Origin of the sequence: Nocardia crassostreae (genome assembly GCF_001613405.1) — a bacterium.
Classification (GTDB): domain Bacteria; phylum Actinomycetota; class Actinomycetes; order Mycobacteriales; family Mycobacteriaceae; genus Nocardia; species Nocardia crassostreae.
Map to the genome: position 1 here is coordinate 732,902 of NZ_BDCH01000012.1, position 24,282 is coordinate 757,183.

Below are 24,282 nucleotides of genomic sequence, written 5' to 3' on the forward strand. Positions count from 1 at the left end.
CGAGTACTCGGCGCAGGCGCATCCGCAATAGCAGGGTTTGCGACTGTCGGCGGGACTGTGCGCCAGTGCCAGATATTCGGTCGGCGCAATGGAAATAATTGAATGCCACAGCAATTCGCCATAGGAATGGTGCATGGTGATTCCGTCTATTCGGTGCGAGCGACCCGGCGGCCGGAGAAGCGTGTCATCAACGGCAGATCGACCCGGTAGTACAGCAGCGCGCCCGCGGCCGTCGAGGCGACCAGGGACAATCCGGCCCAGCCCAGCCAGCCCAGCCAGCCGAATTGATGCCCGCCGATGAACAATCGGGTGATCAGGACCATGACCGGGAACTGAATCAGGTAGAACGCGAACGACACATTGCCCAGCCACACCATGGTCTTGGACGAATTCAGCCCGCGAATGCCCGCCAGATCACGGGTGGCGAGCGTGGCCACCACGGCAGTCATGGGCGCCAGCAGCAGTGCCGACATCTTGTAGTTGACCGGGACCACCCAGGTCGCCGCGAAGGCCAGCGCCAGCGCGATCAGGGGCAGACCCATGCGGGTATTGTGCCACCGGCCCTCGAGCACCATCCGGGCGGCCAGCACGCCGACGAAGAATTCCGGCAGCCGGGACAGCGGGAAGGTGTAGCTCAGCCAGTAGGAAGTGGCGACCGGGATATCGGCCTGCGCGAACCACGCGGGCGAGGCGTGCAATTCGAACATGGGCGACGCGTCGCCGGGGACCAGACGCGGCGCGAAGGCGTTCTCGATGCCCTTGGGGCCGTCGACGAACAGGAAATACACGGTGTGCAGCGCGAGGATGAACAGGAACAGCACTCCCATCCAACGCAGCAGGTGCTCGGTGCGAATGCGCCGGATCAGCGGCAGGACAATCGGAAAACTCAGATAGAACAGCATTTCCGCGGCCAGCGACCAGGACGGCACATTGAGCCCGCCGACGGTCGTGGACTTGGGAAACCAGGTGTGGACCAGCAGCAGATTCGGCACTCACACCACGAGCCGGTGCAGCGGCACGCTCGCCACGATGATGAAGGCCGCGGCGGCCACCAGATGCGACGGCTAGATCTTCAATATCCGCCGCCAATAGAACCGCGCTATCGACGCGCCGGGGCGGAACGACCAGTAGATGATGAATCCGGAGAGCACGAAGAAGAACGTGACCCCGGCCGCCCCCAGTTGCATGGGGACGAAGTAGTGGATCCGGCGGAACAGTTCGGTCTTCTGGAACGGGTAGACCGGCAGGAATACCAGGGCGTGCAGGAGAAAGACGGCGAAGGCCGCCCACCACCGGGCCCCCGTCAGGGACGGCAGGGCCGGGCGGGTATGCGCAATATCGGGCGACACCGCGGTTGCCCGCGGTGTCGTTCGGGTGTCGGTCACGGCGCGACTCGATCTATGGCACGGGTCAGTAGCCGACGCGCGGATCGAAGCCCGGGTCGGCCAGGGTCGGCGGCGCCGGTTTCGGTGCGGGCGCTTGCGTTTCGGGCGCGGGCTTGGGCGCGGGCTTGGTCACCGGGGCCGGTTCCTGGGTCACCGGGGCCGGTTCCGGGGCAATGGGCGCGGCTTCGGTCACGGGCGCGGCGGGCGCGGGCTGCTCCTGCGGTGCGGGCGCGGAGGTCGCCACGGGCGCCGCGGGGGCCTCGGCCACGACCGTGGTGCTCGGGGTCACGGTGGCGGTCTCGGAGTCGCTGCCGCAGGCCGTCACGGCCGCCACGAGCGCCGCACCGCCGAGCGCCGCCATTGCGATACGAACTGGCAGAAGGGATTTCATCTCAACAACACCTCGAGTCGATTCGAACGGTGGGAGCGGGCGTCCGGTCAGCGGACGGATTCCAGCGCGGTCACCTGGGCCGTGCCGGTATCCGCGGCCTCGCGCGGTTCGCAGATGACGACCGGAATATCGCGGTCGGTGCGGGTCTGATAGACGGCGAAACCGTGTTACGCCTTAACGATTTTCGGCCACAGCACGGCCTTCTCCGCGGCGTTGGCGGTGCGCGCGGTCCACGGCGAGGTGACGCCGTCGATGGTCAGTTCGACCTCGGGCGTGGCCTTCAGATTGCGGTACCACTCCGGATCGCGGTCGTCACCCTCCTTGGAGGCTACCAGGATGACCTGTTCGGAGTCCCTGACCGGAACCCACAGCACGACGGTGCGCCGGGCGCCCGATTTGCGGCCGATGAAATGGAGTTCGATGGCCGCCATACCGAATTGCTTATTGCCCCACTTGCCGCCGCTGACCTTCAGCATGAGGTGGTGGATGTTCCGGATGAGCTTCAGCAACTGGTCGAAGACGAAGTTGCGCGGCTTGGCGAAACGTCCCTGCCGAATGCGCTGCTGCGCCTTGCGCGGTGAGGTCAGCGCGACCTCACCGATGCGCAGGACATTGCGGAACGCGGCCCCGAGCACCTTGAATCCGACAGTGCGCGTGACGAAGTCGCCCACGAACGGAATGGCGGCCGAGGCGGTGGTGGTCCACACGACGCGGGTGCCGCCCGGGACCTCGGTGAAGGTCAGCTCGGCGCCCTCGTGCCGCATGGCCGGAAAACCGCTCTCGATGACCCAGCCGAATTTCTGCCCGGCCGTGCGGGTGGTGATGCGCTCGGTGTAACTGCCGAACAGCCAGGTCATCCGCCGGACCGCGCCGACGCCGTAGGGCGCGTCGGAGGCGGGCCGAACGAGAGTGTTGCGCAGGAGAAATAGGGACGCCGCGTAGTTTCCGGAATCGGCGAACCAGTCGTAGACCTTGTCGATCGGCGCCGCGATGACGCGTTCCACCGTGAGTGTCTGCATTGTCAATCCTTATGGGTCAGGTCGAGCGGGAATTCAGCCGAGCTTGCGCAGCCGGGGCGCGAGGTCCCGGGCGAAGAGTTCGAGGAAGCGGGCCTGGTTGTGGCCCGGGGCGTGGAAGACCAAGTGGCGCATACCGGCCTGGATATAGGGCTCGATATGCGACACCACCTCGTCGGGATCGGTGCCGACGATCCAGCGCTTGGCGATCTGCTCGATGGGCAGCGCGTCGGCGGCGGCCTCCATCTCGATGGGATCGGAGATGCTGTGCTTCTGTTCTGGCGTGAGCGACAGCGGCGCCCAGAACCGGGTGTTCTCCAGCGCCAGCTCCGGATCGGTGTCGTAGGAGATCTTGATCTCGATCATGGTGTCGACGGATTCGACAGTGCGGCCCGCCTTTTCGGCGCCCTCGCGGACGGCGGGCATGAGCTTCTCGGTGTAGAGGTCCATACCCTTGCCCGAGGTGCAGATGAAACCGTCGCCGACCCGGCCCGCATACCGGGCGACCAGTGGCCCGCCCGCGGCGATGTACACCGGAACGCCCGCGGCGGGAACGTCGTAGATGGAGGCGCCGACGGTGCGGTAGTACTCGCCGTCGAAATCCACCCGCTCGCCGGTCCACAGGGCTCGCATGAGTTCGACGGATTCACGCAGCCGCGCGTACCGTTCCTTGAATTCCGGCCAGTCGCCGGTGAATCCGGTGGCGATCTCGTTCAGCGCCTCGCCCGATCCCACGCCCAGCAGCACCCGGTTGGGATACAGGCAGGCCATGGTGGCGAACGCCTGGGCGATCACGGCCGGGTTGTAGCGGAAGGTCGGCGTCAGCACCGAGGTGCCGATCTGAATTCGGCGCGTGCGCTCGCCCACCGCCGCCAGCCAGGCCAGCGAGAAAGGCGCATGCCCGCCGTTGTACCGCCAGGGCTGGAAATGATCGCTGATCATCGCGCTGTCGAAGCCGCTTTCCTCGGCCGATACCGTGAGCTCGACGAGTTCACGCGGTGCGAACTGCTCTGCGGATGCCTTGTACCCCAGTCGAAGTTCTGTCACGACTACTTCCCTCGATAATTCGATTGCATTGGCTTTGAATTGGCTTTGATTCGAGCCTATCGGCATTGCGGGACAATGAAATAGCAAGCATTTGTCATGAAATAGGCACTGCTACAGGGTGTTCCACGGTTTCGTGTTCGCCCTTCACCACCAGTGTGACATGCAGCCGCGAGGGGCAGTTCAGCTTGGCCATCACCTGCCGGAGATGGTTCACGACGGTCCATTCGGCGATCCCGAGCCGACTGGCGATCATGCGGTTGGTCAGGGCGTCGGCGACCAGCAGCGCGATCTCGCGCTGCCTGCCCGTCAATACCTCGAGCGGTGAATCCGGTTGCGCGGGAATGGGTGGTCCCGACAATGCGGCGGTGACCACATCGTGGAGATCCCTGGCGCTTTCCGGACGTATCAGATACGCGGTCCTGGCATCGTCGATATCGTCCGGCAGGGGAATCGCGTACACCGTGCGAATATGGTGCACCGCACCGAACAACAGCTCGGCCTGCTCGCCGAATTCGGGCCCGGCCGCGCGATACGCGTGCGCGCACCCCTCGACGGCCGCGAGCGTATCGAGGATGGGACGCCGGGATTCCGGAACTCGCAGTGCGCCACGATACGTTTCGAGGGCGCGGCGGGGGTCCGCCCGGTCCTCGGCGCGCGGGTCGTGCTGCGTGGAAACCCGGTGTGCCCCAGCGGTGTCACCGTTGCGGCGATACGCCTCGGCGGCCCGGGCGCGCAGGTCGATGGCCCGATGGGCGCGACGCGTGCGCACCGCCCACCGGCCGAGCAGTTCCAGCGCGGCGGGCACGGCCGGATCGGAGGTGGTATCGGGCTCGTCGTCGACGAACCGGGTCAGCATCCCCTCGATATCGGTGAGGCAGCCGAACCGGATCCAAATGTCTTCCAGCAGTTCACACATCCGGACGGCCTGCGCTGCCCGGCCCAGCTCGACGAGGCGGCCGACGGTGGCCCGGAAATCGGCCACGCGCTGCCCGGCCATGACCACGGCCCCCGCGTACCGGTCCGGCCGGTCCAGCTCGCGGGCGACGCGCAGCGCCAGATCGTGGCAGCGATCCACATGTGCGCGCCGGATCCGTTCGCCCCGCACGCCATCGGTCTCCAGCAGCCGGTGGCAGTAGTCGCGGACGGTGGCGATCACCGCGTAGCGGGGCTGACCGGCATCGGTCACCCGCCGCTCCAGCAGGCTGTGCCCCATCAGCGTGGCCAGGGCCGTGCCGACGGCGGTCTGCGCCAGATCGGCCAGGAGCGCCACGGTGTCCGGATCCACCGCCGATTCGCACAGCGACAGATGCAGCAGGACATCGACCGTGCCGTCGTCGAGCCGGTCCATACCCCAGGCCACCGCGTCGTACAGCGAACGGTGCCGCTCCGGCACATCGAGGTAGGGCAGCGGCGACAGGCCCGCTCCCGACCGGATCAACCGCAGCGTCTGCGCCGACCCGATGCTGTTGACGGTATTGGCGGCCAGCTCCAATGCCAAGGGCACCCCGTCGAGTTCGTGCGCGATCTCGTCCAGCACCGCCCGATTCGCCGCCGAACTGCGATAGCGGCTGTCGATACCGGCCAGCAAGAGCTGGGCGGCCGGTGACGAGCCGGGGCGGTAGGGCCCCGAATCCGACCGGCTGCGCAGCGGGCGGACGCCCACGACGTACTCCCGGTGCAGATTGAGCACGATCCGGCTGGTCACCATGACCACGAGCCGCGGGCACTGCCGCAGCAGCCGGGCGACGTCGTGTGCGATGAGGCCCGCGACCAGATCGCAGTTGTCCAGCAGCAGCAGGATGCGGTCGCCGCCGATTCCGGCCGCCAGCAGGTCCAAAGTCGTGTCCACATCGTGGATCTCGTGGTCTTCGGAGCGGTGCGCCGAGGCGGCGAGCGTGGCCGCCCAGACATCGAGGCGGGTGCTCGCCTCGACGAGATCCACCGTGAGATCGGGACCGGTGCGGAATTCGCCGCGGGCCAGGACCTCGTGGGCGAGCCTGCTCTTGCCCACCCCGGCGGGCCCGGTGAGCGTGAGCAGGCGGACCCGCGGATCATCGATCAGGCAACGGATATCGGCGACTTCCTTGTCCCGGCCCACCAGCCCCGGGAGCCGCAGGCTGTCGATATCGGTCGCGTCGTCGATGATCGGGTCGATTCCGGTGCTCGGCCACTGCAGACGTGTACTTCTTGTCACCTTGTCCTCCTTGCTGGCGGCCGGATGCTGTTACGCCGGAACCCTTTCGGTGGTTCCGGGTGCGATGCGGCGGCGGGTGGCGACCGCGGCGGCGAGGCGGTCGAGCTGGGCGGCGGTGGTGTGCCAGCCCAGGCAGGCGTCGGTAATGGACCGGCCGTAGGTGAGCTCCTCCGGACGGCCGAGGGTGAGGTCCTGGCGGCCCGCGACCAGGAAGCTCTCCATCATCAGGACGACCACCGAGTTCTCGCCCGCCGCAATGCGATCCGCGACATCGGTGACCACGTCGACCTGGCGGTTGTGGTCCTTGCCGCTATTGCCGTGCGAGGCGTCCACCACCACCCGTCGCGGCAACCCCGCCTGCTCCAGTCGGCGGACCGCCGCGGCGACGGTGGCGGCGTCGTAGTTGGGCCCGGTGCTGCCGCCGCGCAGGATGACGTGGCAGTCCGGATTGCCGGTGGTGCGGATGAGCGCCGAGCGGCCGTCGAGATCTGTGCCGGGGAAGACGTGCGAGGCCGCGGCCGCGCGCACGCCGTCGACCGCCACCTGCACATCGCCGTCGGTGCCGTTCTTGATGCCGACCGGCATGGACAGCGCGCTGGCCAGCTGCCGGTGTACCTGGCTGGCGGCGGTGCGCGCGCCGATCGCGCCGTAGGACACCAGATCCGCGATGTACTGCGGGGTGATGGGGTCCAGGAATTCGAATGCGACGGGCAGGCCGAGCGCGGTGATGTCGACCAGCCGCCGGCGGCCCAGGCACAGCCCGGTATTGATATCGAAGGTGCCGTCCAGGTGCGGGTCGTTGACCAGGCCCTTCCAGCCCAGTGTGGTGCGTGGCTTCTCGAAGTACACCCGCATGACCACGTGCAGGCGGTCGGCGAGGTCGGCGGCCTTGCCTACCAGGCGGCGGGCGTAATCCATTGCGGCGGTGGGATCGTGGACCGAGCAGGGGCCCACGATGACCAGCAGCCGGTCGTCGAGGCCGGTGAGCACCTCCACGGTGGCCCGGCGCCCGGCGCGCACGATGGCGGCGAGCGTGTCGTCGATCGGATGCGCGAGACGCACCTCGGCGGGGGACAGCAGCGGGCTGATGCCCAGCGTGCGGCGATCGTCGAGGTCGGAACGGGTGGGGGCGATCGCGATATCGGTATTCATTCGGTAAATCCTTCGGCCTGCAGAAATCCTCGGGAGAACGCCCGCGCGCCGATTCAGTTGGGGTGATCGACCGTGGTGCGATCCGAGTGCGGGCACAGCGGTGCCGCTCGAAAAGCGTGACAGCGCGGGTTATCGCGGGACGATCGGCGCGCAATTCCGGCGGCTTTGTTTCGCTATCGGCGCGCGATGGGCGCGGGAATTCGGCCGGGGCACAAGAAAAGGGAGGGGCGGCCGAATGGCCGCCCCTCCCTGTGTATTTCGATTGATTCAGTTCACGCGCAGGGCGTATGAGCCCGGGTCGATGCCGCGCAGGCGGCAGAACTCCGCGAGATGCCCGCCGAGCAGCACATCGGTCCGCGCCAGCGCGGGCACGCTCGGCGCGCCGAGTACCACCATCAGCTGTCGGATCTGGGTGATCCAGTCGACCAGGGTCGACACCAGGGCGTCGAGACCCTCGCCCTCGAGGATGGACAGGAAATAGCCCGACACCCCGACGGCCGTGGCGCCCAGGGCGAGTGCGCGCACCACATCCAGCGGATGCCGCACGCCGCCGGAGGCCAGCAGGGTCACCCCGCGCCGCTGTGCCGTCTCGGCGGCATCCACCAGGCAGGCGGGTGCGGATTGCCCCCAGTCGCCGAGATAGGCGAAGTCCTCGTGCGGTCGCCGGGCATTCTCGATGGTCGCGAAATTCGTTCCGCCCCGGCCGGATACGTCCACCGTCGTGACGCCGAGGTCGGCCAGGCGGGCCACCGCGGCGCGGGTCATGCCGAAGCCGACCTCCTTCACGATGACCGGCACGTCCACGCCCTGCACCAGGCGCTCGATCTGTCGCGGCCAGGCCGAGAAGTCCCGATCCCCTTCCGGCATGACGATTTCCTGGATCGTATTGATGTGGATCTGCAGGGCGTCGGCCGCGATCAGATCCACCGCCCGCCGCGCCATATCCGGTGTGGCATTGGCATTCACATTGGCGATGACGAACCCGTCCGGATTCTCCTCGCGCAGCACCCGATAGGTCGGCGCCACCGCCGGATCGGCCAGATAGGCGCTCATGGAACCGGAAGCGATCGCCACCCCGGCCTGCCGCGCCGCAATGGCCAGCCCCCGGTTCACCTCACCGGTGCGAATGCTGCCGCCGGTCATGGCATTGATGAAAAGCGTTGCGGGCCAGTCTATTCCGGCGATCTGCGTCGCCGTAGACACCGCCGCCTCGGAGGTCCCGGCCAGGGCGTGGTGGACGAAGCGCACCTCGTCGAACTGATTCGCCTCGTGACCGGCCCGGCGCCGGTGGTGCTGTTCCACCGCCAGCCGCACATGGTCGTCCTTACGACTGCCGTAGATCTCCGACACTGTTGTCACCGGTTCCGTCTTTTCACTGAAAACTGGTGGTGCACTTGCAGTCCGAGCGGCTCGACACCGACCGCGCGCCATCCCCGCCGCAATTGCGCGGCGGTGGCGGGGGAGACCAGCGCGATACCGCAGTCGCCGCCGCCCGCGCCGGAACTCTTGGCGACCGCGCCGAGGGTTTCCGCCACCCCGCGCAGGGCCGTCAGGGTCGCGGTTTCGACGGGCGCCCCCGCCAGCCCGCTCACCGCGCGCAACAATGCCCCGGCGGTGGCCACGGTCACCACGGCCGACGAGTCGTCCCCGGATTCGAGCCCCGCCACCAGCGTGGCTACGCAGGCATTGCTCCCGGCCACGAAACGCCCGTAGGCCGCGGTGTCACCGGCGACGCCCCGGCGCAACCGGTCGACCAGGCCGCTCGAGACGGCGGGCTGTCCCGACCACCCGACCTCGAGGCGAACCGCCCGGGGCGCGGGCAGGCGGCGCGCCGACAGCTCCGGCCACGGCTGCTCGAGCAGATCGGCGATTCGGGTATCCGGTTGCGCGAGCAGCCGGGTCAGCCGGGCTCGATCCGGCGCGCGGTAGGCCACCCAGCCGCCCAGCATCGAGGCCGCCACATCGCCGCCGGAGCAGTTGGGATCGACCGTGAAGGCGGTCAGCAGAGCAAGCCGCAGCAGGGCGTCCTCGTCCAGTCCGAACCGATACGCCTGCGCCAGCGCACGGATCACGCCGACGGTCACCGCACCCGAGGAACCGAGGGCGAATTTGCGACCGGTGGCGGCCTCGTCGAGATCGGAAAGAATCTCGACCCGGAAGCCGAGCAACTCGTCCCCGCGCTCGCGAGCAAGCCGCTCCACCAGGTCGACGGCGGCCAGCACGTGCCGCAGCGCCGAGGTGATCACCGGATCGGCTTCCGCGGCAACCGATGTCGCTCCATGCCGGACCAATTCGACAGCGCGGGAACCGGTGTGGGCGGTCATGACCGTCCGGCGCCCCGGAGCGTTCGCCGCGGCGGGGGAGAGTCGCACGGTCAGATAGCGATCCACGGCGACCAGCACCGCCGTGCCGCCGGGTTCCAGCACCGCGTATTCGCCCGCGACGTACAGCTTGCCAGGGATCTCAGCGGTGATCATGTCCACTCGATCCGTCGAGGCCGCCGCCGATCGCGCCGGGTCCGGGGGTAGCGACGAGGACCCGCCCCACGCCGGTTTCGGACAGTGCGGCGGCCACTGCGGCGTTGTCGCGGCGGTCGCACAGCACCTTGACATTGGGGCCCGCGTCCATAGTTGCGTAGGCGGCGACACCGGCGGCGCGCAGCGCGAGCACCCGGTCGAGGACCCGCATGGAGCCGGGCGAGAAGTAACGCACGGCTGGACGCGCGCCGAGCATGGTGGCATGCATGCCCAGGGCATTGCGCTCGGCGACCTCGCCCACCGCGGCCAGATCGCCTGCCGCGAGGGCGGTGTGCATATCGCGCAGATCCTGTGCGCTCGACTCCACCCACGGTTGGTAGAACGGCGAGGTGTCGACGGTGCTGCGCATGGCGGCCCGGCTGCCGATCGCCTTTTCCCGGGCATCGACCAGGGCGACGACGAGCGCGGGGTCCAGCCCCGGCGCCGCGATCGGCTCCGCGTAGCTGCTGAGATCGGCTGCCGCGCCCTCGCCTTCGCCGCGATGCCATTGGACGAAGCCGCCGTAGAGCGAGCGCGCCGCGCTCCCGGAACCCCGCCGCGCCAGCCGCGACAGGGCGCGGCGGTCGAGTTCGAGGCCGTAGGCTCCGGCCGCCGCTACCGCCAAGGCTGCGAATCCGGAGGCAGAGGAGGCCAGTCCGGCCGCGGTCGGTCCGGCATTGCCGGTGCGGACCCGGGCGTAGCGGCCATCGCCCGCCAGAACCCGGACCAGATCCAGGAACTCGGTGACCTTGGCGGAAAACGGCGGCGGCGCGGGGGCATCGGCGGCGTCCTCGGACGCGAACCGGACCTCGTCGCCGGTGAGATCGTCGGCTACCGCCACGGTCGTCACGGTCGGGAAGATATCGAGGGTGAGCGACAGGCTGCTGGTGACCGGCAGGTGCAGCGCCTCGTCGCGCTTGCCCCAGTATTTGATCAGCGCGATATTCGGATACGCCGTCGCGGTGACACCCGTGGCAGCGGCGACGGCGTCCGCCTCCGGCAGCACTCCGGTCATGGCGTGCCCCCTCCCGAATCCAACGCCACGGTGTGGCGGTAACCCAGTGCCACGGTGTGGCAGCGCAGCGCGCCCGCGTCGATGAGGGCGTCGCACACCTCCTGCGCGGCCTGGTCGTCTGCTGCCAATGCGATCACACAGCCGCCCAGTCCTCCACCGGATAGCTTGGCGCCCAACGCTTCTGCGTCGAGCGCCGCCGAGACCAGGGTTTCGATTTCCGGGCAGCTCACCCCGAGCCGCGCCAGGATGCGGTGCGCCTTGGTCATTTTCGTACCGATCTCGGTGAACCGCCCTGCGGCCAGATCCGCGGCGGCGGCGGTCGTGATGGCCTCCGCCCGATCCAGCAGCCCCGACCCGGTCGCGCCGAGTTCGGCGAGGCGGCGGTGCACCGTGGCCACCGCCTCGCGGGTGCTGCCGTACACGCCGGTGTCGGCCACCACCAGCACGGGGCGGACCGGTCCGGCGGCCACGGTCAGCGGTGTGACCGTGCCGTCCCGGAACCACAGCGGTCCGCCCGCGCTGACCACGGTGCGCGCGTCCACGCCGCTGGCCTTGCCGTGCGCGAGCGCCTCGGATCGCTGGATCAGATCGAACATGGTGTCGTCGTCCAGCTTTCGGCCCGACAGCGCGGCGATGGCCGCGATGATGGCGGCGGCGCTGGCCGCACTGGATCCGAAGCCGCGCCCGGCCGGGATGCCGCTGTGCACCGTGACGAACAACCCGTCGTCGGGCAGGCCGAGGTATTCGCACACTGCCGAGACGGCCAGCCGGGGCGCCGCCGTCCCGCTCTGCCCGGCGGGGACCGTGGCCCGCGCCCCGGTGTCGAGCTCTGCGGATTCGATGACCACTGGTCCGGGCCGCCTGCGGGCCCGGGCGGTCACCGGGAGCGACGGCACCGGGAGCGAGATGGCGGGCCGCCCGTACAGCACTACGTGCTCACCGAACAGGATGAGTTTGGCGCTCGCCCGTCCGGTGCCGACCTCGTTGTCGGCGAGTTCCGGATGGGTGAGCATACGGGTCACCGGGCCGCTCCGTAGATTCGCGAATGCCCGGCGATGGCGGTGAGCCGGGACGGATTCCGGCTCGTGACGGGCACCGACAGCTCGGACCCGTCCTCCGGCAATGCGAAATCGCGGACGGCGCGGTAGTTCTCGTACGAGATGGGTTCGCGGTCGGCGATGGCGGCCCGATTCTCGGCGGTCCGCAGTCGATCCCGGTATCCGGGCACCATGGTCACCGAGAACAGCTCGGCGACACAGCCCGAGCCATAGCTGAACAGCGCCACCGGCTGACCGCCGAGATCCTCGGAATGGTCGAGCAGGGACAGGAATCCGAGATACAGCGAGGCCGTATAGCTGTTGCCGATCATCCGGTTGTAGATCGTGGTCCGCGCCAGGTCCGCCTCCAGGCGCGCCGGGGTGGCCTCGATGCCCTTCAGCTCCAGCAACCGGTTGTGCGCCTTGTAGGCCATCTTGGTGAAGGGCTGGTGGTAGCAGAATCCGGCGAACTCGGAAACGCCACGCCCGCCGCGTGATTCGTAATCCTTCCAGGCGTGTTCGACCGCCTCCAGATACGCGCCGATGGACAGTTTGCCGTCGACCAGCGGGGTGGACCGATAGTTGGGCCGCCAGAAGTCCTGGACATTCGAGGTGTACAGCCCGGAGGGCTCGTCGATGACCGCGAGGTCCGGATGCGCCGTGACCAGCATGGCCACGGCGGCCGCGCCCTGGGTCGCCTCACCGCCGGAGTCGAGATCGTATTTCGCGATATCGCTGGCGATCACCAGGACGCGCTGACCGGGATCGCGGGCCACGATGCCCGCCGCCAGCTGCAGCGCCGAGGTGCCGCTGTAGCACGCCTGCTTGAGCTCCACCGCCCGGGTGGCGGCCGACAGGCCGATCAGATCCTGGACGTAGACCGCCGCGGCCTTGGACTGGTCGACACCGGATTCGGTGGCGAACAGAATGGTGCGGATGCCCTCCACGCCGTGCCGGGCCACGATCTGTTTGGCGGCCGTGGACGCCATGGTCACGATGTCCTCGTCCGGGGCCGGAACAGTCTGAGCGGTCTGCCCGAGGCCGATGTAGTACTTGTCGACGTCCGCGCCGGTGTGTCCGGCCAGTTCGGCCAGATCCATGGCGTAGTGGCCGGTGGCCAGGGCGATGTCATGGATTCCGATGGGCACGTTCATTGGCCCCGTCCTTCTCTGATCTTTCGAAGCGGAGGTGGGTCCGCATCAACTCTCCGGGATTGGTCTGCGCCGCGAGCAGCGACAGCTCCCCGCACAGCACGGCGGCGGTGATGACAGCGAGTCGCCGGGCATTCCCGCCGGGCTCCCGGCTCTCGCGGCAGCCCAGGCGCGCCAGATTCGCCTCGACGAAATCCAGGGACTTGCCATTGCCGACGGTGCCGACGATGAGATTCGGTAGCTGGCAGGAGAAATAGAGGTCGCCGTCGCGATCCTCGGCATGCGTGATGCCCTGCGAGCCCTCGACGATATTCGCCGCGTCCTGTCCGGTCGCCAGGTAGACGCCGAGCAGCATATTGGCGTAATGGGCGTTGGCGGAACGGATTCCACCGGCGAGCGTGGTCCCGATCAGGTTCTTGCGGACATTGAGCTGGGCCACCCGGGCGGCGGTGGTGTGCAGGCGCTGCTCCACCACCTCGCGCGGAATCAGCAGCTCGGTCACGACATTCTTGCCGCGCCCGAGGATTCCGTTGACCGCGGTGGCCTTCTTGTCGGTGCAGAAGTTCCCGGAGATGGAGCCGTAGCGCACCCCGGGCACCGCGTGCACGATGTACCCGAGGAGCGCATCGGCGGCGAGGGTCGCCATATTGTGCCCGGAGGCGTCGCCGGTGGTGAACTCGAAGCGCAGGAACAGCAGGTTGCCGACAATCTGATGGTGTAGCGCAATGAGATTCGCGTACCGGGAGCATTCGCCCACGATCTCGCGCAGCACCGATCGGGTCATCCGCTCGTCCAGCAGCGTGGCCACGATGCCGCGCTCGCACAGGGTGGAGATCTTGACCGGGCCCACCCAGCGCATGGGTACGGTGGCGGCGGAAAAAGTATTGTCGCTCATAACAATCCGTACTCTCGCTGGATCGCGGAGGACACCACCGCGTCACCGTGCACGGTCGGGTGGAATGGAATGCCGAGGAATTCGCCGGTCGGGTTGAAGTAACCGTTGATCCACGAATCGGCGGCGCAGGCGCCGTGCCCGGCCGTGACCGCCCGGGTGTCGAAGAAGTTCACCCCGAGGCTGTCGGCCGCCGCGCGCTGGGCGTCGTCGACCTTGTCCAGGAACTCGGTCATGGCCCCGGCGCGCGGCTGGCTGATCCGGCCGATCGGGCTGTCCCAGCACCACTCCGGATTGCCGCGCTCGGCAATGGTCGGATACCCGACCAGCACGATCTGCGCCTGCGGCGCATAGTATTTGACGTAATCCACCACCGGCTTGATCCAGTTGGCGTACTGGTCGCCGTTCACGCCGCGGGCGTCGGGCGCGCGCCCGTCCAGTGCCGCGTCGGGCCCGCAGCCCTGGAAGAAGTTGGTCAGGCAGGTGACCTCGGCCTCGAGCGTCCGCTGCTTGTTGTCACTGTTCCAGACGTCGTTCTGGCCCAACTGAATGGTGACCAGGCGGGTGTCGGAGCTGAAGGCGCCGGTGGCGGCGGCCTGCTTGGCCATATAGGCGGCGGTGAAGTTCGGCGGGGTCGCCAGCGAGGCGCCCAGGCAGGAGACGTCGACCAGATCGTCGTCGGCCAGGCCCATCTTCTGGGCCAGCTGCCGCGGCCAGGAGGTGTCCGAGCGCTGGCAGGATTTGTCGCCGCCGTAGCCGAATCCGAGCGAATAGATGATGTTGCCATTGGTCGAGTAGGAGTCGCCGATCGCCACGAAGGCCTTACCGCCGTCGGCTTCGTCGGCGGTGGCCGGTGCGGCGGCCAGCAGCGAGGCGGCGGCACAGGCCGAGGCGGCCGCCAGGACTCGGAATTGCTTGAAAATCTTCACGATTCGAATCTCTTTCTACAGTCCATGAACCTGGGTGAGAGCGCCGAGCGCGGTGTCCACGGCCGCCCACATGGCATCGATTCCGGCATCGGTGACACCGCGGGTGGCCGGATTCTGCAGGCCGAGGCCATTGGCCAGATTGGCGGCGTTGACCCCGAACAGCGCGGTCCGCAGCAACTGGCCCGAACCCACTCCCGGGCCCGTGATCAGATCCAGTCCGTCGCCGAAGAAGTAGAAGCGCCACAGCGGGCCGACATCGGCGTTGTAGGTGTCCTTCGTGCGCTGGACGAGCACGGCATTGTTGACGGCAATGCCGTCCAGAAACCGGAAGTAGTCGGCGGAGTTGTCGGTTCCGACACCGGATTCCGCGAGCGCCCAGGGGATGTCGACGCTCATATGGGCGTTGTATCCGACCATCGCCGCATACGCGTCGGAGGCCGAGCAGTCGGCGGCGAGGTCGAAGTAGCGCTCCCAGTGCGGGGGGACCGGCGCGCCGGTGAACTCGGCGTGGACGGCGCGCAGCCAGGTATCGAGGTATTCGACCACGAAGCGGGCATCGAACTGCGGATCGGTCAGCCCGGCCGCCGAGCGAATCATCGGCAGCACCGTCCCGCGCCCCGCGATATCCTCCATCAGCGCGAACAGGCCGCGCCGGTCACCGTGTGCGACAAGGGTTTCGGCGATCTGCTGATTGCGGGAGACCACCTCCTCCAGGCGCTGCAGCGGATCGTCGCCGGTCACCGTGTCGACATCGGACAGCTCCGTGATCGTCGCGATCGCACCGGCGTCCAGCGGGGTGCCGCAGGCCGCGGCCCGGACCGGCACGGCCGCGGTGGCGGCGGCGCCGGTGAATCCGGACCCGAGCACCGCGGCGCAGGCCATTGTCGCGACCATGAGTCGCCCATTGCGTAGCATCGCTGTGATTCTCTTTCTGATAATTTCTCGGGATTACCGCGATCGGATCAACCGCATATTCAGAGATTAGGGAGACGGCGCTGTCCGATTCCATAGCAGATATTTGTCACGGTCAGCCCCAGCGCAGTAGCAGACGGCCCACCGCGCGCGGTCCCGCCAGCCGCAGCGCGCGCAGCAGCGGCACATAGCGCGGCATGACCTCGACCGGCCGATGCCGGATGGCCGTGACGATCCAGGCCGCGGCTTCCTCCGGCGTCAGACCCGGTAGGCGCCGGTATTCCGGTGTCGGGGAACTCATTGCGGTGTGTACCAGCGGATAGTGCACCGTGGTCACCGCGATCCCGCGCCCGGACAGTTCGGCATCCAGGCACCGCCCGAATCCGGTGAGCGCCATTTTCGAACTGTGGTAGGCCGAGAACCGGGGCGAGGTGCCGGTGGGAACGGTCCACGTTCCGACATTAACTATATGGCCGCGGCCCGATTCCAGCATGGCCGGTAACAATCCGATGGTGAGCCGGACCGGGCCGAAATAATTGATGCTCATCGTGCGCCGGAAATCGTGCATACGGTCGAATGATTCGGTCAATGGCCGCCGAATGGATCGGCCCGCATTATTGACCAGCACGTCGACGGTTCCGACGTCCTCACGCACCCACCGCAGCAGGCCCTCGACCTCCTCGTCGTCGGTGAGATCGCAGGCGCGATGGATCGCCCGTCCGCCGGAAGCGCGGATCAGGTCCCGTAGTTCGAGCAGTTCCGGTTCCCGCCGCGCCACCAGCACGACCTCCGCACCGGCCGCGGCCGCCGCGCGGGCCGCGGCCCGGCCGATGCCCGAGGACGCGCCGGTGATGAGGATTCGTTTACCGGCGACGGGCTCCTCGACTCCTTTGTGCCGCACCGGAACCGGTGGGTTCAGCAGATCCGCGACCCGTCCGGCCGCGCGCCTGCCCCGGCTAGCCACGGGCGTTCACCGGCTCACCGGCGAGCGCGGGTGCGCGATCCGGGCGCTCCACGAATCGGGCGATCAGGTCCGCCAGCACCGACGGACCATCCTGCGACAGAATCGATTCGGCATGGAACTGCACCGAGGCGAAGCGCTCGCCGCGCAGGGCGTACACCTCGCCCGTCGCCGGATCGCGGCTCACCTCGACCCGGCCGGATACCGAGTCGAAGGAGTCGACGGCGCTGCGGGCGACGAAGGTGTTGTAGAACCCCGCCCGCACCGGCGTGCCGAACAGTGAAATCTCCCGGCTCACGCCCTGATTCGGCAGATCCAGTCGCGTGATGCCCAGACCCAGTGCGGCGCAGAGGATCTGATGGCTCAGGCAGACCGCCACGAAGGGCAGATCGGCGGCCAGCATTTCCCGGACGCGCCGCCGCATGGCCCGAATGCGGGGATCGTCGAGGGAACCGGGATCGCCCGGGCCCGGGCCGAGCAGGACGAGGTCGTAATCGCGCGGGTCCACCTCGGCATCGAAGCGCGCGATCGTCAGCGCGAACCCGAGCGAGCGCAACATGCTCGCCAGCATGGTGGTGAAATTATCGGCCGCGTCGATGAGCAGCACCGACCCCCGCGCCCGCGCGGCGCCGATACTCCGGGTCGCGGCGTCCGCGAACCAGAACTGGGAGGCGAGTGCGTTGCGGCGGCGCAAGGCCGTCGCGACGGCGGGCCGCACGGCCAGCGCGGGCCGGTCCGCGGTCGCCGAACCATTGAGCAGAGCCGCTGCCTTGGCGTGTGTTTCGTGCATCTCCGCCACCGGATCCGAATCGCGCACGCGGGTGGAACCCACGGTGATGCGGGCCGTACCCGCGGCATCGATGACGGCGGTCCGGATGAGGATGGCCGAATCCATGCGGACGGCCCCGCGCGGATCCCGGTCGATATAGGCGATGACGCCGCTGTAGTAGCCGCGCCCGCCCGCCTCGTAGCGTCCGACCACATGGGGCGCGCTCTCCAGTGGGCTGCCGACCACCGTCGGCGCGAACATGTTGGCGCGCAATACTTCCGCGACACCGGCCGTCGTCCGCCCCCGGAGCAGATACTCCGTGTGCGCCAGGTGCGCCATCTCTTTCAGGTACGGCCCGTTGACCGTTCCGCCCGCGGGGCACAGCGCCGACATCATCTTGAGTTCCTCGTCGACGACCATGAACAGCTCGCCGTTCTCCTTGGCGTCGCCGAGGAAATCCAGCAGTCCGGGCACCGTCGGCCCGGTCGCGGGATATCGGTAGGTGCCGCTGATCGGATTCATCGACACGGTCCCGTTTTCCAGCTGCGCGTGCGCCTCCGGGCTGGCGCCGATGAAGGTCCGGGTGCCGGTGTGCACGAGGTAGTTCCAGTACGCACCGCGCTCGCCGCGCACCAGCCTGCCGAACAAGCCCAGCGAGGTGCGCAGGTGGTCGGGCCCGAAGGATCCGATCAGCGATCGGCTGATCACGAAGTTCGAGCCTTCGCCGGTGCCGATCTCCTTGTCGATGACCGCGCGGACGATGGCGCGATAGTCCGCGTCCGAGACGTCGAAGTGGAAATCGGCGGCGTCGATCGAGCCCGGGTCGAGCAGATCCGGTCCGAGGGCGTCGAGCACCCGGTCCGGGTCGACGATCTCGTGTTCGCGCACCGCCATGGCCAGTAGCGGCGCGTGATCGTCGACGCAGGGAAAGCCGCGCTCGGTGATCTGCCGATACGGGACCAGCACCAGCAGATCCGATTCCCGTGCGGCAGTGCTCACCTCGTCGAGCTCGGTCAGTTCGGTGAAGGCGCCGGTCAGCAGATCGATGCTGCCGCCGGAGCGCTGCACCATGGCGAACGGTTGTCCCGGATCGGCGAGCAGGCGGTCGAGCAGTTCCGCACCGCGTGTGTCGTTGCTGCCCATATCAGACGCCCACTCTGGAATTCAACACGGCCGCAACGAGATCCGCCGTGCTCCGCACCATGGCGCAGCGCCCGGCCGCGTAGTCGAGGGTCAGCCGATGATCGGATTCGGAGAAATCGGCGATGGCATCCGCGGCGAGGAAGGTCTCGATATCGTGGGAGTAGGACTCGGTGGCCGTAACCAGCACTCCCACATGGGCGTACACCCCGCTGACGATCATCTGGTCGCGTCCGGTGGCGCGCAGCCGCTCGAGCAGGTCGGACCGATGGAAGGCGCTGTAGCGCCACTTGGTGAACACCTCGTCGCCGGGACCGGGCGTCAGCTCGGACACGATGGCGCGATCGGTGGCGTCCGTGGTCATACCCGCACCCCAGAGGTCGCGTAGCAGCCCGCGCTGGGTGGGCGTCACACCGCCCGGCTGTGCGGTATAGGCGACGGCCACCCCGGCCCGCAGGCACGCCTCGCGCAGCCGGGCGATATTGGCGACCAGCTCCGAGTACGGCGATCCGCCCGCCCGCAGCGGGCGCAGGAAATAGTTCTGCATATCGTGGATCAACAGCACCGCGCGCTGCGGTTCTATCTTCCAGTCGACAATATTCTCCGGCAATTCGGCCGGGGTCGGCATTTCATATGAAATGACGTCGGGGATTCCACCGAACATCATTGCTCCTCTACGAGGTCGAAAGAATTCTGCACTCAATTGCCGAGTGTCGCGCCACCGTCCACGGTGAGCTCTTGCATCGTGATGTGCCGGGCCCGGTCGGACAGCAGGAATTCGACGGCGTCGACAATGTCGTCGGGATCGGCGATACGGCTGAGCGGAATGCAGAGGCGGTATTGCTCCGGCACACCGGCGATGGTGGCCGCGGCGCGGTCCTCGTTCTCCCAGCTGGTCCGGAGCATGTCGGTGCGGGTCGAACCCGGCGAGACGACATTGCATCGGATCCCGTACTTCGCGACCTCCAGTGCGGCGCATTTGGCGAGCATGGTGGTGGCCGCCTTGGAGGCCGAGTAGGCGGACATGGCGGCGCGCGGGGTGCGCGCGGCATTGGAGGAAACGGTCACGATCGCGCCGCGTCGGCGGTCGATCATGCGGGTCACCACCTCGCGGATCATCCGGAACACGCCGGTCGTATTGACCGCGAACATCTCGTCCCAGTCGGCCTGGGAGAGTTGCACGACCTCGCCGACCCGCAGGATGCCGACCGCGTTGACCAGGTAGTCGATCGGTCCGAGATCGCGCTCGGTCTCGGCGACGATGCGCTCGACATCGGCCGGGTCGGTAATGTCGCCCTGCACGATCGACACCCGGCCGGGGATCGAGCGCAGGTCCTTGGAGGTGTCCGCCGCCAGATCGGCCGCGACCACGGTCATGCCCTGGGCTGCCAGCCGGTGCACGATCCGGTGCCCGATACCGCCCGCCGCGCCGGTCACCAGCGCGATCCGCGACGCCTCCGAATCCGAGTTCTTCTGCGGTCCTGTCATTCGATTCACCACACTTACTTCGAAGAAATATGCGTTTCGCAGCTCTTGAAATCTATCGCCGGGCGATAGCGCGCCGATATAGCAGGATGTTGCCACGGTCCGTGGCGGGCATTGTCATCGAATAATCGATCGCGGATTCCTACGATGAAATCATTCCCGGACCGTACGAACAATCGAGTGACACTATGACTCGCAATCACAAACTCATCTACGATCAACTGATAGAGATAGCGCCGAATGCGCGGCCGTGGATCGTCGATCATCGATCGGCCGCCGTGCCGGTGGTCGACGATCAGGTGAAACTGACCGATATCGCCGAGGCCGCGTCCCGCGCCGCTACACTGTTCGAGGGTACCGGAATCCGTCCCGGTGATTACTGCGCGGTCTGGCTGGACGCGCCGCTGGACGTCATGATCGTCATCGCGGCGCTCACCGCCGTCGGCGGTGTGCCGGTCCTGATCAGTCCGGCGATCGACGCGGAAACCCTGGCCCGCATGCTGGCGCCCGTGGCGATCGAACGCATCGTCACCACCGTTGATCGCCTGGCCAAATGCGAACAGCTCGAGGGCCTCCGGCAGGTCGACGACTGGGCCGAGCTCGCCGAGCGGCTGCCCGCCACGCCGCCGCGACGGACCTCCGCGGTCGCCATGCCGGGTACCGCGCCCTATGTGGTCACCCACACCTCGGGTACCACGGGCGTGCCGAAACTGGTGCAGTACACCCGCAAAGCCGCCGACCATCAGGGCTATGCCCAGGAGGTGTGGGCGATTCTCGGCCGCCTGCGCGGCTATGCCGCCGTGGCGGTGTCGCCCGTGCACTTCCGCACCGTGTCCGGTCTGCTCTGCGCGCTGCGCCGCAATGTGCCGCTGATCGTCCTGTCGGACCATTCGGCGGATTCGGTCGCGCGCTTCGTGCGCCGGTACCAGCCGATCTACCTCGAAGCGCACCCGAACACCCTCATGCAGTGGGAACACTTGGCCGACAACGGAACTCTCGCGTCGGTGCGCCACTACGTGAGCACCTTCGACGTCATCCACCCCGGCACCGTGCGGCGGCTGCTGGCCGGTAGCAGGTACCGGCTCGCGTCCTTCCTGGAGGCCTACGGGCAGTCCGAGCTCGGCAGGATCGCGGCCAAGGTGCACTTCAAGGGCTTCACCGGCCGCCGCCACCGGGCCCGGACCGGTGTCGACCGGACCCTCGCCGGGCATTCCGCCGGTTGGACCGCGCCCGGCTATTCGCAGGCCCGCATTGTCGGACCGGACGGCACCCGGGTGTCGGTGGGCACGCCCGGCCGGATCCAGGTGCGTTCCGAGGGACAGTTCCAGACCTATATCAACCGCCGCGAGGCCGCCGAGGCCAATCTCAGCCCCGACGGCTGGTGGGACACCGGCGATTGGGGCAAGCGGACCCGCTCGGGCCGGTTGATTCTCATCGACCGCCAGGTGGAGCGGATGACGGCCATCCCCAGCGGTATCGCCATGGAGGACGTGCTGCTGTCCCGGATGCCATGGCTGCTGGAAGCGATTGTGCTGGAAAAGGATCGGCGCGTGGTGCCGGTGATCGCGGTGCGCGACGCGGCCTTCGACGACGCGGCCTGGCGGGCGGCGGTGTCGGATCTGCCGCAGCTGACCACGCCGGTCGTGCTCGACTTCGCCGACTTCCCCCGCACTGCGACCGGAAAGATTCAACGCTCCGCCCTGGCGGAGCTGATTGCAGGGATTAGCGATGACCACTGACATTGTTCAGCCCACCCGGATCACGGTCGGGGAGAAGGCCATGGCCTACTTCCGGCTGGGGAAGCTCCGGGTCTACCACCACGTCTACGCCTGGCTGCTGGCCGTGCTGCTGCTGGCCCACGAGGGCATTACCCGTACGGGTATGGCCGCCGCCCTGCTGCTGGTGCTGGTGGGCATGTTCGCCATGAAGGTCGCGACCTGCGCCGCCGACGATGTGGTCGGATTCCGGGACGGCAGCGACGCCAAGAACTACGCCGACGGCGGCCATCTCCCGAAGTCCAACAAGCCGCTGCTGTCGGGCATGGTCTCCGAGCGCGAGGGGCATCCTCACCGGACTGCTCGCCCTGGGATCGGGCCTGGCGCTGCTGCTCCCGCTAGGCGGGGACGTGCCGCTGCCGTTCCTGATCGGCTGGTTCCTGGTGGTGGCCGTGGCGGTGCAGTACTCCTGGCTGTACCAGTTCAGTTACCGCCCCCGCGGTTTGGAGTTCGTGATCTTCCTGGTCAATGTGGCCGAGGTGCTCGGGCCCTACTGGCTCATCGCGCGGCACTGGTCGACCGACTCGGTGCTCATCGGCCTGCTGGTCGGTGTCTGCATGCTGCTGGTGGTGTCCTACGCCAACTTCGGCGACCGGGTCGGCGATCTGGCGGCCGGGCGGCGCACCCTGGAGGCGGTCGTCCCGCCGTCGATCTACCGTGGGCTGATCGCGGTGCTGTCGGTGTTGAGTCTCGTTCTGCTGGTCGCGCCGTTCGTCATCGGCTCGCTGAATCCGCTGCTGGTGATCTGCGTGGCGCCCGCGATCGTGTTGCGGGTCATGCAGATTCGCGCCGGTCTGGTCGAGGGCCAGGTGCAGCGCGCGGTGGTGCTCGGCTTCCGCAGCACCGATGCGGTCGGTCTGGGTCTCGCGCTCGCGCTGGTGCTGTCATGAGCCTCGAGCGCACCGGACAGGTGCTGAAATCGCTCGCGGTGCTCGTCAAGTGCGGCTTCATCCATCCCGGTCACTTCGGGGCGGATCTGCGCTCGGCCAAGATCGCCGCGCACTGCGGTCCCTTCCCCGCCATGATCAGTTATACGGCCCGGTACGACCCGAACCGGCGCGCCCTGTTCGACGCCCGCGGCAGCCTCACTTTCGGTGCGCTGGAACGGCAGTCGAACGCGCTGGCGCGCGGATTCGCCGCCGCCGGTATCGGACCCGGCGATACCGCCGAGGTGCTGGCTCGTGACCATCGCGGCCTGGTCGCCACCATGATCGCGACCGGGAAGCTCGGCGTCCGGCTGGTCATCATGAACACCGGCTTCGCGGGGCCGCAGGTGCGCGATGTGGCCGAACGCGAAGGCGTCACCGTCCTTTGCTACGACGACGAATTCGCCGACGCCACAACCGCTCTGCCGTCGAGCGTGCGGCGGTTCCGGACGGCGGCCGACGAGCGGCGGACGGGTGAGCTGCCGCCGACCGTGGACGATCTGATCGCCGCCAACTCCACCGATCCGCTCCCGCTGTCCGCCGAATCCGGCGGCCTGGTGCTGCTCACCAGCGGCACCACCGGAACGTCGAAGGGCGCTGTGCGGAAGCGTATTTCGCCACTACAGTCGGCCCAGCTGCTGGACCGCGTCCCGCTCAGCCGGGGCGGCGTCATGGTGATCGCCGCGCCGCTGTTCCACGCCACCGGTTTGGGGCAGTTCACGCTCGCCATGGCGTTGGGCAAGGCCGTGGTGTTCGGTCGCGGCAAGTTCGACGCCGAGGCCACGCTCGCGAGCGTGGCGCGGCACCGCGCCGACACCCTCATCGTGGTGCCCACCATGCTGACCCGCATTCTCGATCTCGGGCCCGGTGTCCTTGCCCGATACGATGTCTCGTCCCTGCGCATTGTCGCCAGCGGCGGGTCGGCCATCTCGCCGGGGCTCAGCGCCCGCACCGCCGCGGCCTTCGGCGACGTGCTCTACAACAACTACGGCGCCACCGAGGTCGCCGCCGTCTCGGTGGCCACGCCCGCGGAGTTGCGCCGGGCCCCGGGTACGGTCGGCCGCCCGCCGGTGGGCGTGCGGGTGGCGCTGTTCGATCCGGACGGCCGCGTGATCACCGAAACCGATACGCCCGGAATCATTTACGTCGCCAATGGCCTGAGTTTCGGCGGCTACACCGACGGCCGGGACAAGGACCGCCGCGCGGGCATGATCTCCACCGGCGATATCGGCCATTTCGATGCCACCGGCCTGCTGTTCCTGGACGGCCGCAGCGACGACATGATCGTGTCCGGCGGTGAGAACGTCTACCCGGTCGAGGTGGAGAATCTCCTGGCAGACCGGGACGATATCGCCGATGCGGCGGTGGTCGGCGTGGACGATCCGGACTTCGGCCAGCGCCTGCGGGCCTTCGTGATGCCGCAATCCGGCGCCGAGCTCGATTCCGACGAGATCCGCTCGCACGTCAAATCCCACCTGGCCCGCTACAAGGTGCCCCGCGATGTCGTCGTGGTGGCCGAGATTCCGCGCAAAGGCTCGGGGAAGATCGTGCGCGCGTAGCTGGCCGGGCACCCGTGACATCCGACAATG

The 24,282-nt window shown here is 68.1% G+C and carries 21 protein-coding genes and 1 pseudogene; 3 read left to right on the forward strand and 19 right to left on the reverse strand.

Translation table 11 applies throughout. The annotated features are described in order from the left end of the window. Positions 1–146 precede the first annotated feature (146 nt). The 18 genes and pseudogenes from NC4_RS10200 to NC4_RS10285 all read right to left on the reverse strand — a co-directional run bounded on the left by NC4_RS10200 (position 147) and on the right by NC4_RS10285 (position 19,995). A pseudogene (locus NC4_RS10200) lies at positions 147–1,385 on the reverse strand (acyltransferase family protein). Positions 1,386–1,410: 25 nt separating this feature from the next. Then, positions 1,411–1,776 (reverse strand): hypothetical protein, encoded by a 366-nt coding sequence (locus NC4_RS10205; RefSeq protein ID WP_157554460.1) that lies wholly within the window; start codon positions 1,774–1,776, stop codon positions 1,411–1,413. 167 nt (positions 1,777–1,943) lie between these two features. Further along, entirely contained in the window at positions 1,944–2,795 is an 852-nt protein-coding gene (locus NC4_RS44465) for a nitroreductase/quinone reductase family protein (protein WP_369690713.1), read from the reverse strand. 33 nt (positions 2,796–2,828) lie between these two features. After that, on the reverse strand, positions 2,829–3,839 hold the full coding sequence (fgd, locus tag NC4_RS10215; RefSeq protein ID WP_067535412.1) for a glucose-6-phosphate dehydrogenase (coenzyme-F420): 1,011 nt from the start codon (positions 3,837–3,839) through the stop codon (positions 2,829–2,831). Positions 3,840–3,933: 94 nt separating this feature from the next. After that, complete coding sequence (locus tag NC4_RS10220) at positions 3,934–6,033, reverse strand: ATP-binding protein (RefSeq protein ID WP_067535415.1); 2,100 nt, start codon at positions 6,031–6,033, stop codon at positions 3,934–3,936. A 30-nt stretch (positions 6,034–6,063) separates the two neighbouring features. Further along, complete coding sequence (locus NC4_RS10225) at positions 6,064–7,185, reverse strand: 3-deoxy-7-phosphoheptulonate synthase (protein WP_067535418.1); 1,122 nt, start codon at positions 7,183–7,185, stop codon at positions 6,064–6,066. Positions 7,186–7,452: 267 nt separating this feature from the next. Continuing rightward, the gene (fni, locus tag NC4_RS10230; protein WP_369690716.1) at positions 7,453–8,544 is read right to left on the reverse strand and encodes a type 2 isopentenyl-diphosphate Delta-isomerase; all 1,092 of its coding nucleotides are present in this window, start codon (positions 8,542–8,544) and stop codon (positions 7,453–7,455) included. Next, positions 8,541–9,662 carry a phosphomevalonate kinase gene (locus NC4_RS10235; RefSeq protein ID WP_067535419.1) on the reverse strand — a complete coding sequence of 374 codons (1,122 nt, stop codon included), beginning with the start codon at positions 9,660–9,662 and terminating at the stop codon, positions 8,541–8,543. Before NC4_RS10235 ends, fni begins: the two co-directional genes overlap by 4 nt. Next, on the reverse strand, positions 9,649–10,716 hold the full coding sequence (gene mvaD / locus NC4_RS40975; protein ID WP_067535422.1) for a diphosphomevalonate decarboxylase: 1,068 nt from the start codon (positions 10,714–10,716) through the stop codon (positions 9,649–9,651). The genes NC4_RS10235 and mvaD overlap by 14 nt, the downstream gene beginning before the upstream one ends. Next, positions 10,713–11,729 carry a mevalonate kinase gene (gene mvk / locus NC4_RS10245; RefSeq protein ID WP_067535425.1) on the reverse strand — a complete coding sequence of 339 codons (1,017 nt, stop codon included), beginning with the start codon at positions 11,727–11,729 and terminating at the stop codon, positions 10,713–10,715. The genes mvaD and mvk overlap by 4 nt, the downstream gene beginning before the upstream one ends. 5 nt (positions 11,730–11,734) lie before the next feature. Beyond that, on the reverse strand, positions 11,735–12,907 hold the full coding sequence (locus tag NC4_RS10250) for a hydroxymethylglutaryl-CoA synthase (RefSeq protein WP_067535428.1): 1,173 nt from the start codon (positions 12,905–12,907) through the stop codon (positions 11,735–11,737). Continuing rightward, positions 12,882–13,799, reverse strand: coding sequence for a hydroxymethylglutaryl-coenzyme A reductase family protein (locus NC4_RS10255; RefSeq protein WP_067535431.1), 918 nt, complete (start codon positions 13,797–13,799; stop codon positions 12,882–12,884). The genes NC4_RS10250 and NC4_RS10255 overlap by 26 nt, the downstream gene beginning before the upstream one ends. Next, positions 13,796–14,725 carry an SGNH/GDSL hydrolase family protein gene (locus tag NC4_RS10260; RefSeq protein WP_067535434.1) on the reverse strand — a complete coding sequence of 310 codons (930 nt, stop codon included), beginning with the start codon at positions 14,723–14,725 and terminating at the stop codon, positions 13,796–13,798. The genes NC4_RS10255 and NC4_RS10260 overlap by 4 nt, the downstream gene beginning before the upstream one ends. A gap of 15 nt (positions 14,726–14,740) precedes the next feature. Then, positions 14,741–15,640 (reverse strand): DUF5995 family protein, encoded by a 900-nt coding sequence (locus NC4_RS10265; protein WP_067535437.1) that lies wholly within the window; start codon positions 15,638–15,640, stop codon positions 14,741–14,743. 112 nt (positions 15,641–15,752) lie between these two features. After that, positions 15,753–16,601 carry an SDR family NAD(P)-dependent oxidoreductase gene (locus tag NC4_RS10270; RefSeq protein WP_084528771.1) on the reverse strand — a complete coding sequence of 283 codons (849 nt, stop codon included), beginning with the start codon at positions 16,599–16,601 and terminating at the stop codon, positions 15,753–15,755. Continuing rightward, a complete protein-coding gene (locus NC4_RS10275) occupies positions 16,594–18,510 on the reverse strand; it encodes an anthranilate synthase family protein (RefSeq protein ID WP_067535440.1) in 1,917 nt (638 codons plus the stop codon). Before NC4_RS10275 ends, NC4_RS10270 begins: the two co-directional genes overlap by 8 nt. Before the next feature lies 1 nt (position 18,511). Continuing rightward, entirely contained in the window at positions 18,512–19,174 is a 663-nt protein-coding gene (locus NC4_RS10280; protein WP_067535443.1) for an isochorismatase family protein, read from the reverse strand. Between the two features lie 32 nt (positions 19,175–19,206). Beyond that, positions 19,207–19,995, reverse strand: a complete 789-nt coding sequence (locus NC4_RS10285; RefSeq protein ID WP_067535445.1) for a 2,3-dihydro-2,3-dihydroxybenzoate dehydrogenase — start codon at positions 19,993–19,995, stop codon at positions 19,207–19,209. Between the two features lie 185 nt (positions 19,996–20,180). On the opposite strand from NC4_RS10285, the gene NC4_RS10290 reads away from it, so the two are divergent. Then, entirely contained in the window at positions 20,181–21,731 is a 1,551-nt protein-coding gene (locus NC4_RS10290; RefSeq protein WP_067535448.1) for an AMP-binding protein, read from the forward strand. Here the strand turns inward: NC4_RS10290 and NC4_RS40065 are convergent. Continuing rightward, positions 21,715–21,999 (reverse strand): hypothetical protein, encoded by a 285-nt coding sequence (locus NC4_RS40065; RefSeq protein WP_157554466.1) that lies wholly within the window; start codon positions 21,997–21,999, stop codon positions 21,715–21,717. The genes NC4_RS10290 and NC4_RS40065 overlap by 17 nt on opposite strands. A 118-nt stretch (positions 22,000–22,117) precedes the next feature. On the opposite strand from NC4_RS40065, the gene NC4_RS10295 reads away from it, so the two are divergent. Both NC4_RS10295 and NC4_RS10300 read left to right on the forward strand, forming a co-directional pair. After that, on the forward strand, positions 22,118–22,657 hold the full coding sequence (locus NC4_RS10295; RefSeq protein WP_067535451.1) for a UbiA prenyltransferase family protein: 540 nt from the start codon (positions 22,118–22,120) through the stop codon (positions 22,655–22,657). Next, a complete protein-coding gene (locus tag NC4_RS10300) occupies positions 22,654–24,252 on the forward strand; it encodes an AMP-binding protein (protein WP_067535454.1) in 1,599 nt (532 codons plus the stop codon). The genes NC4_RS10295 and NC4_RS10300 overlap by 4 nt, the downstream gene beginning before the upstream one ends. Positions 24,253–24,282: the final 30 nt, after the last annotated feature.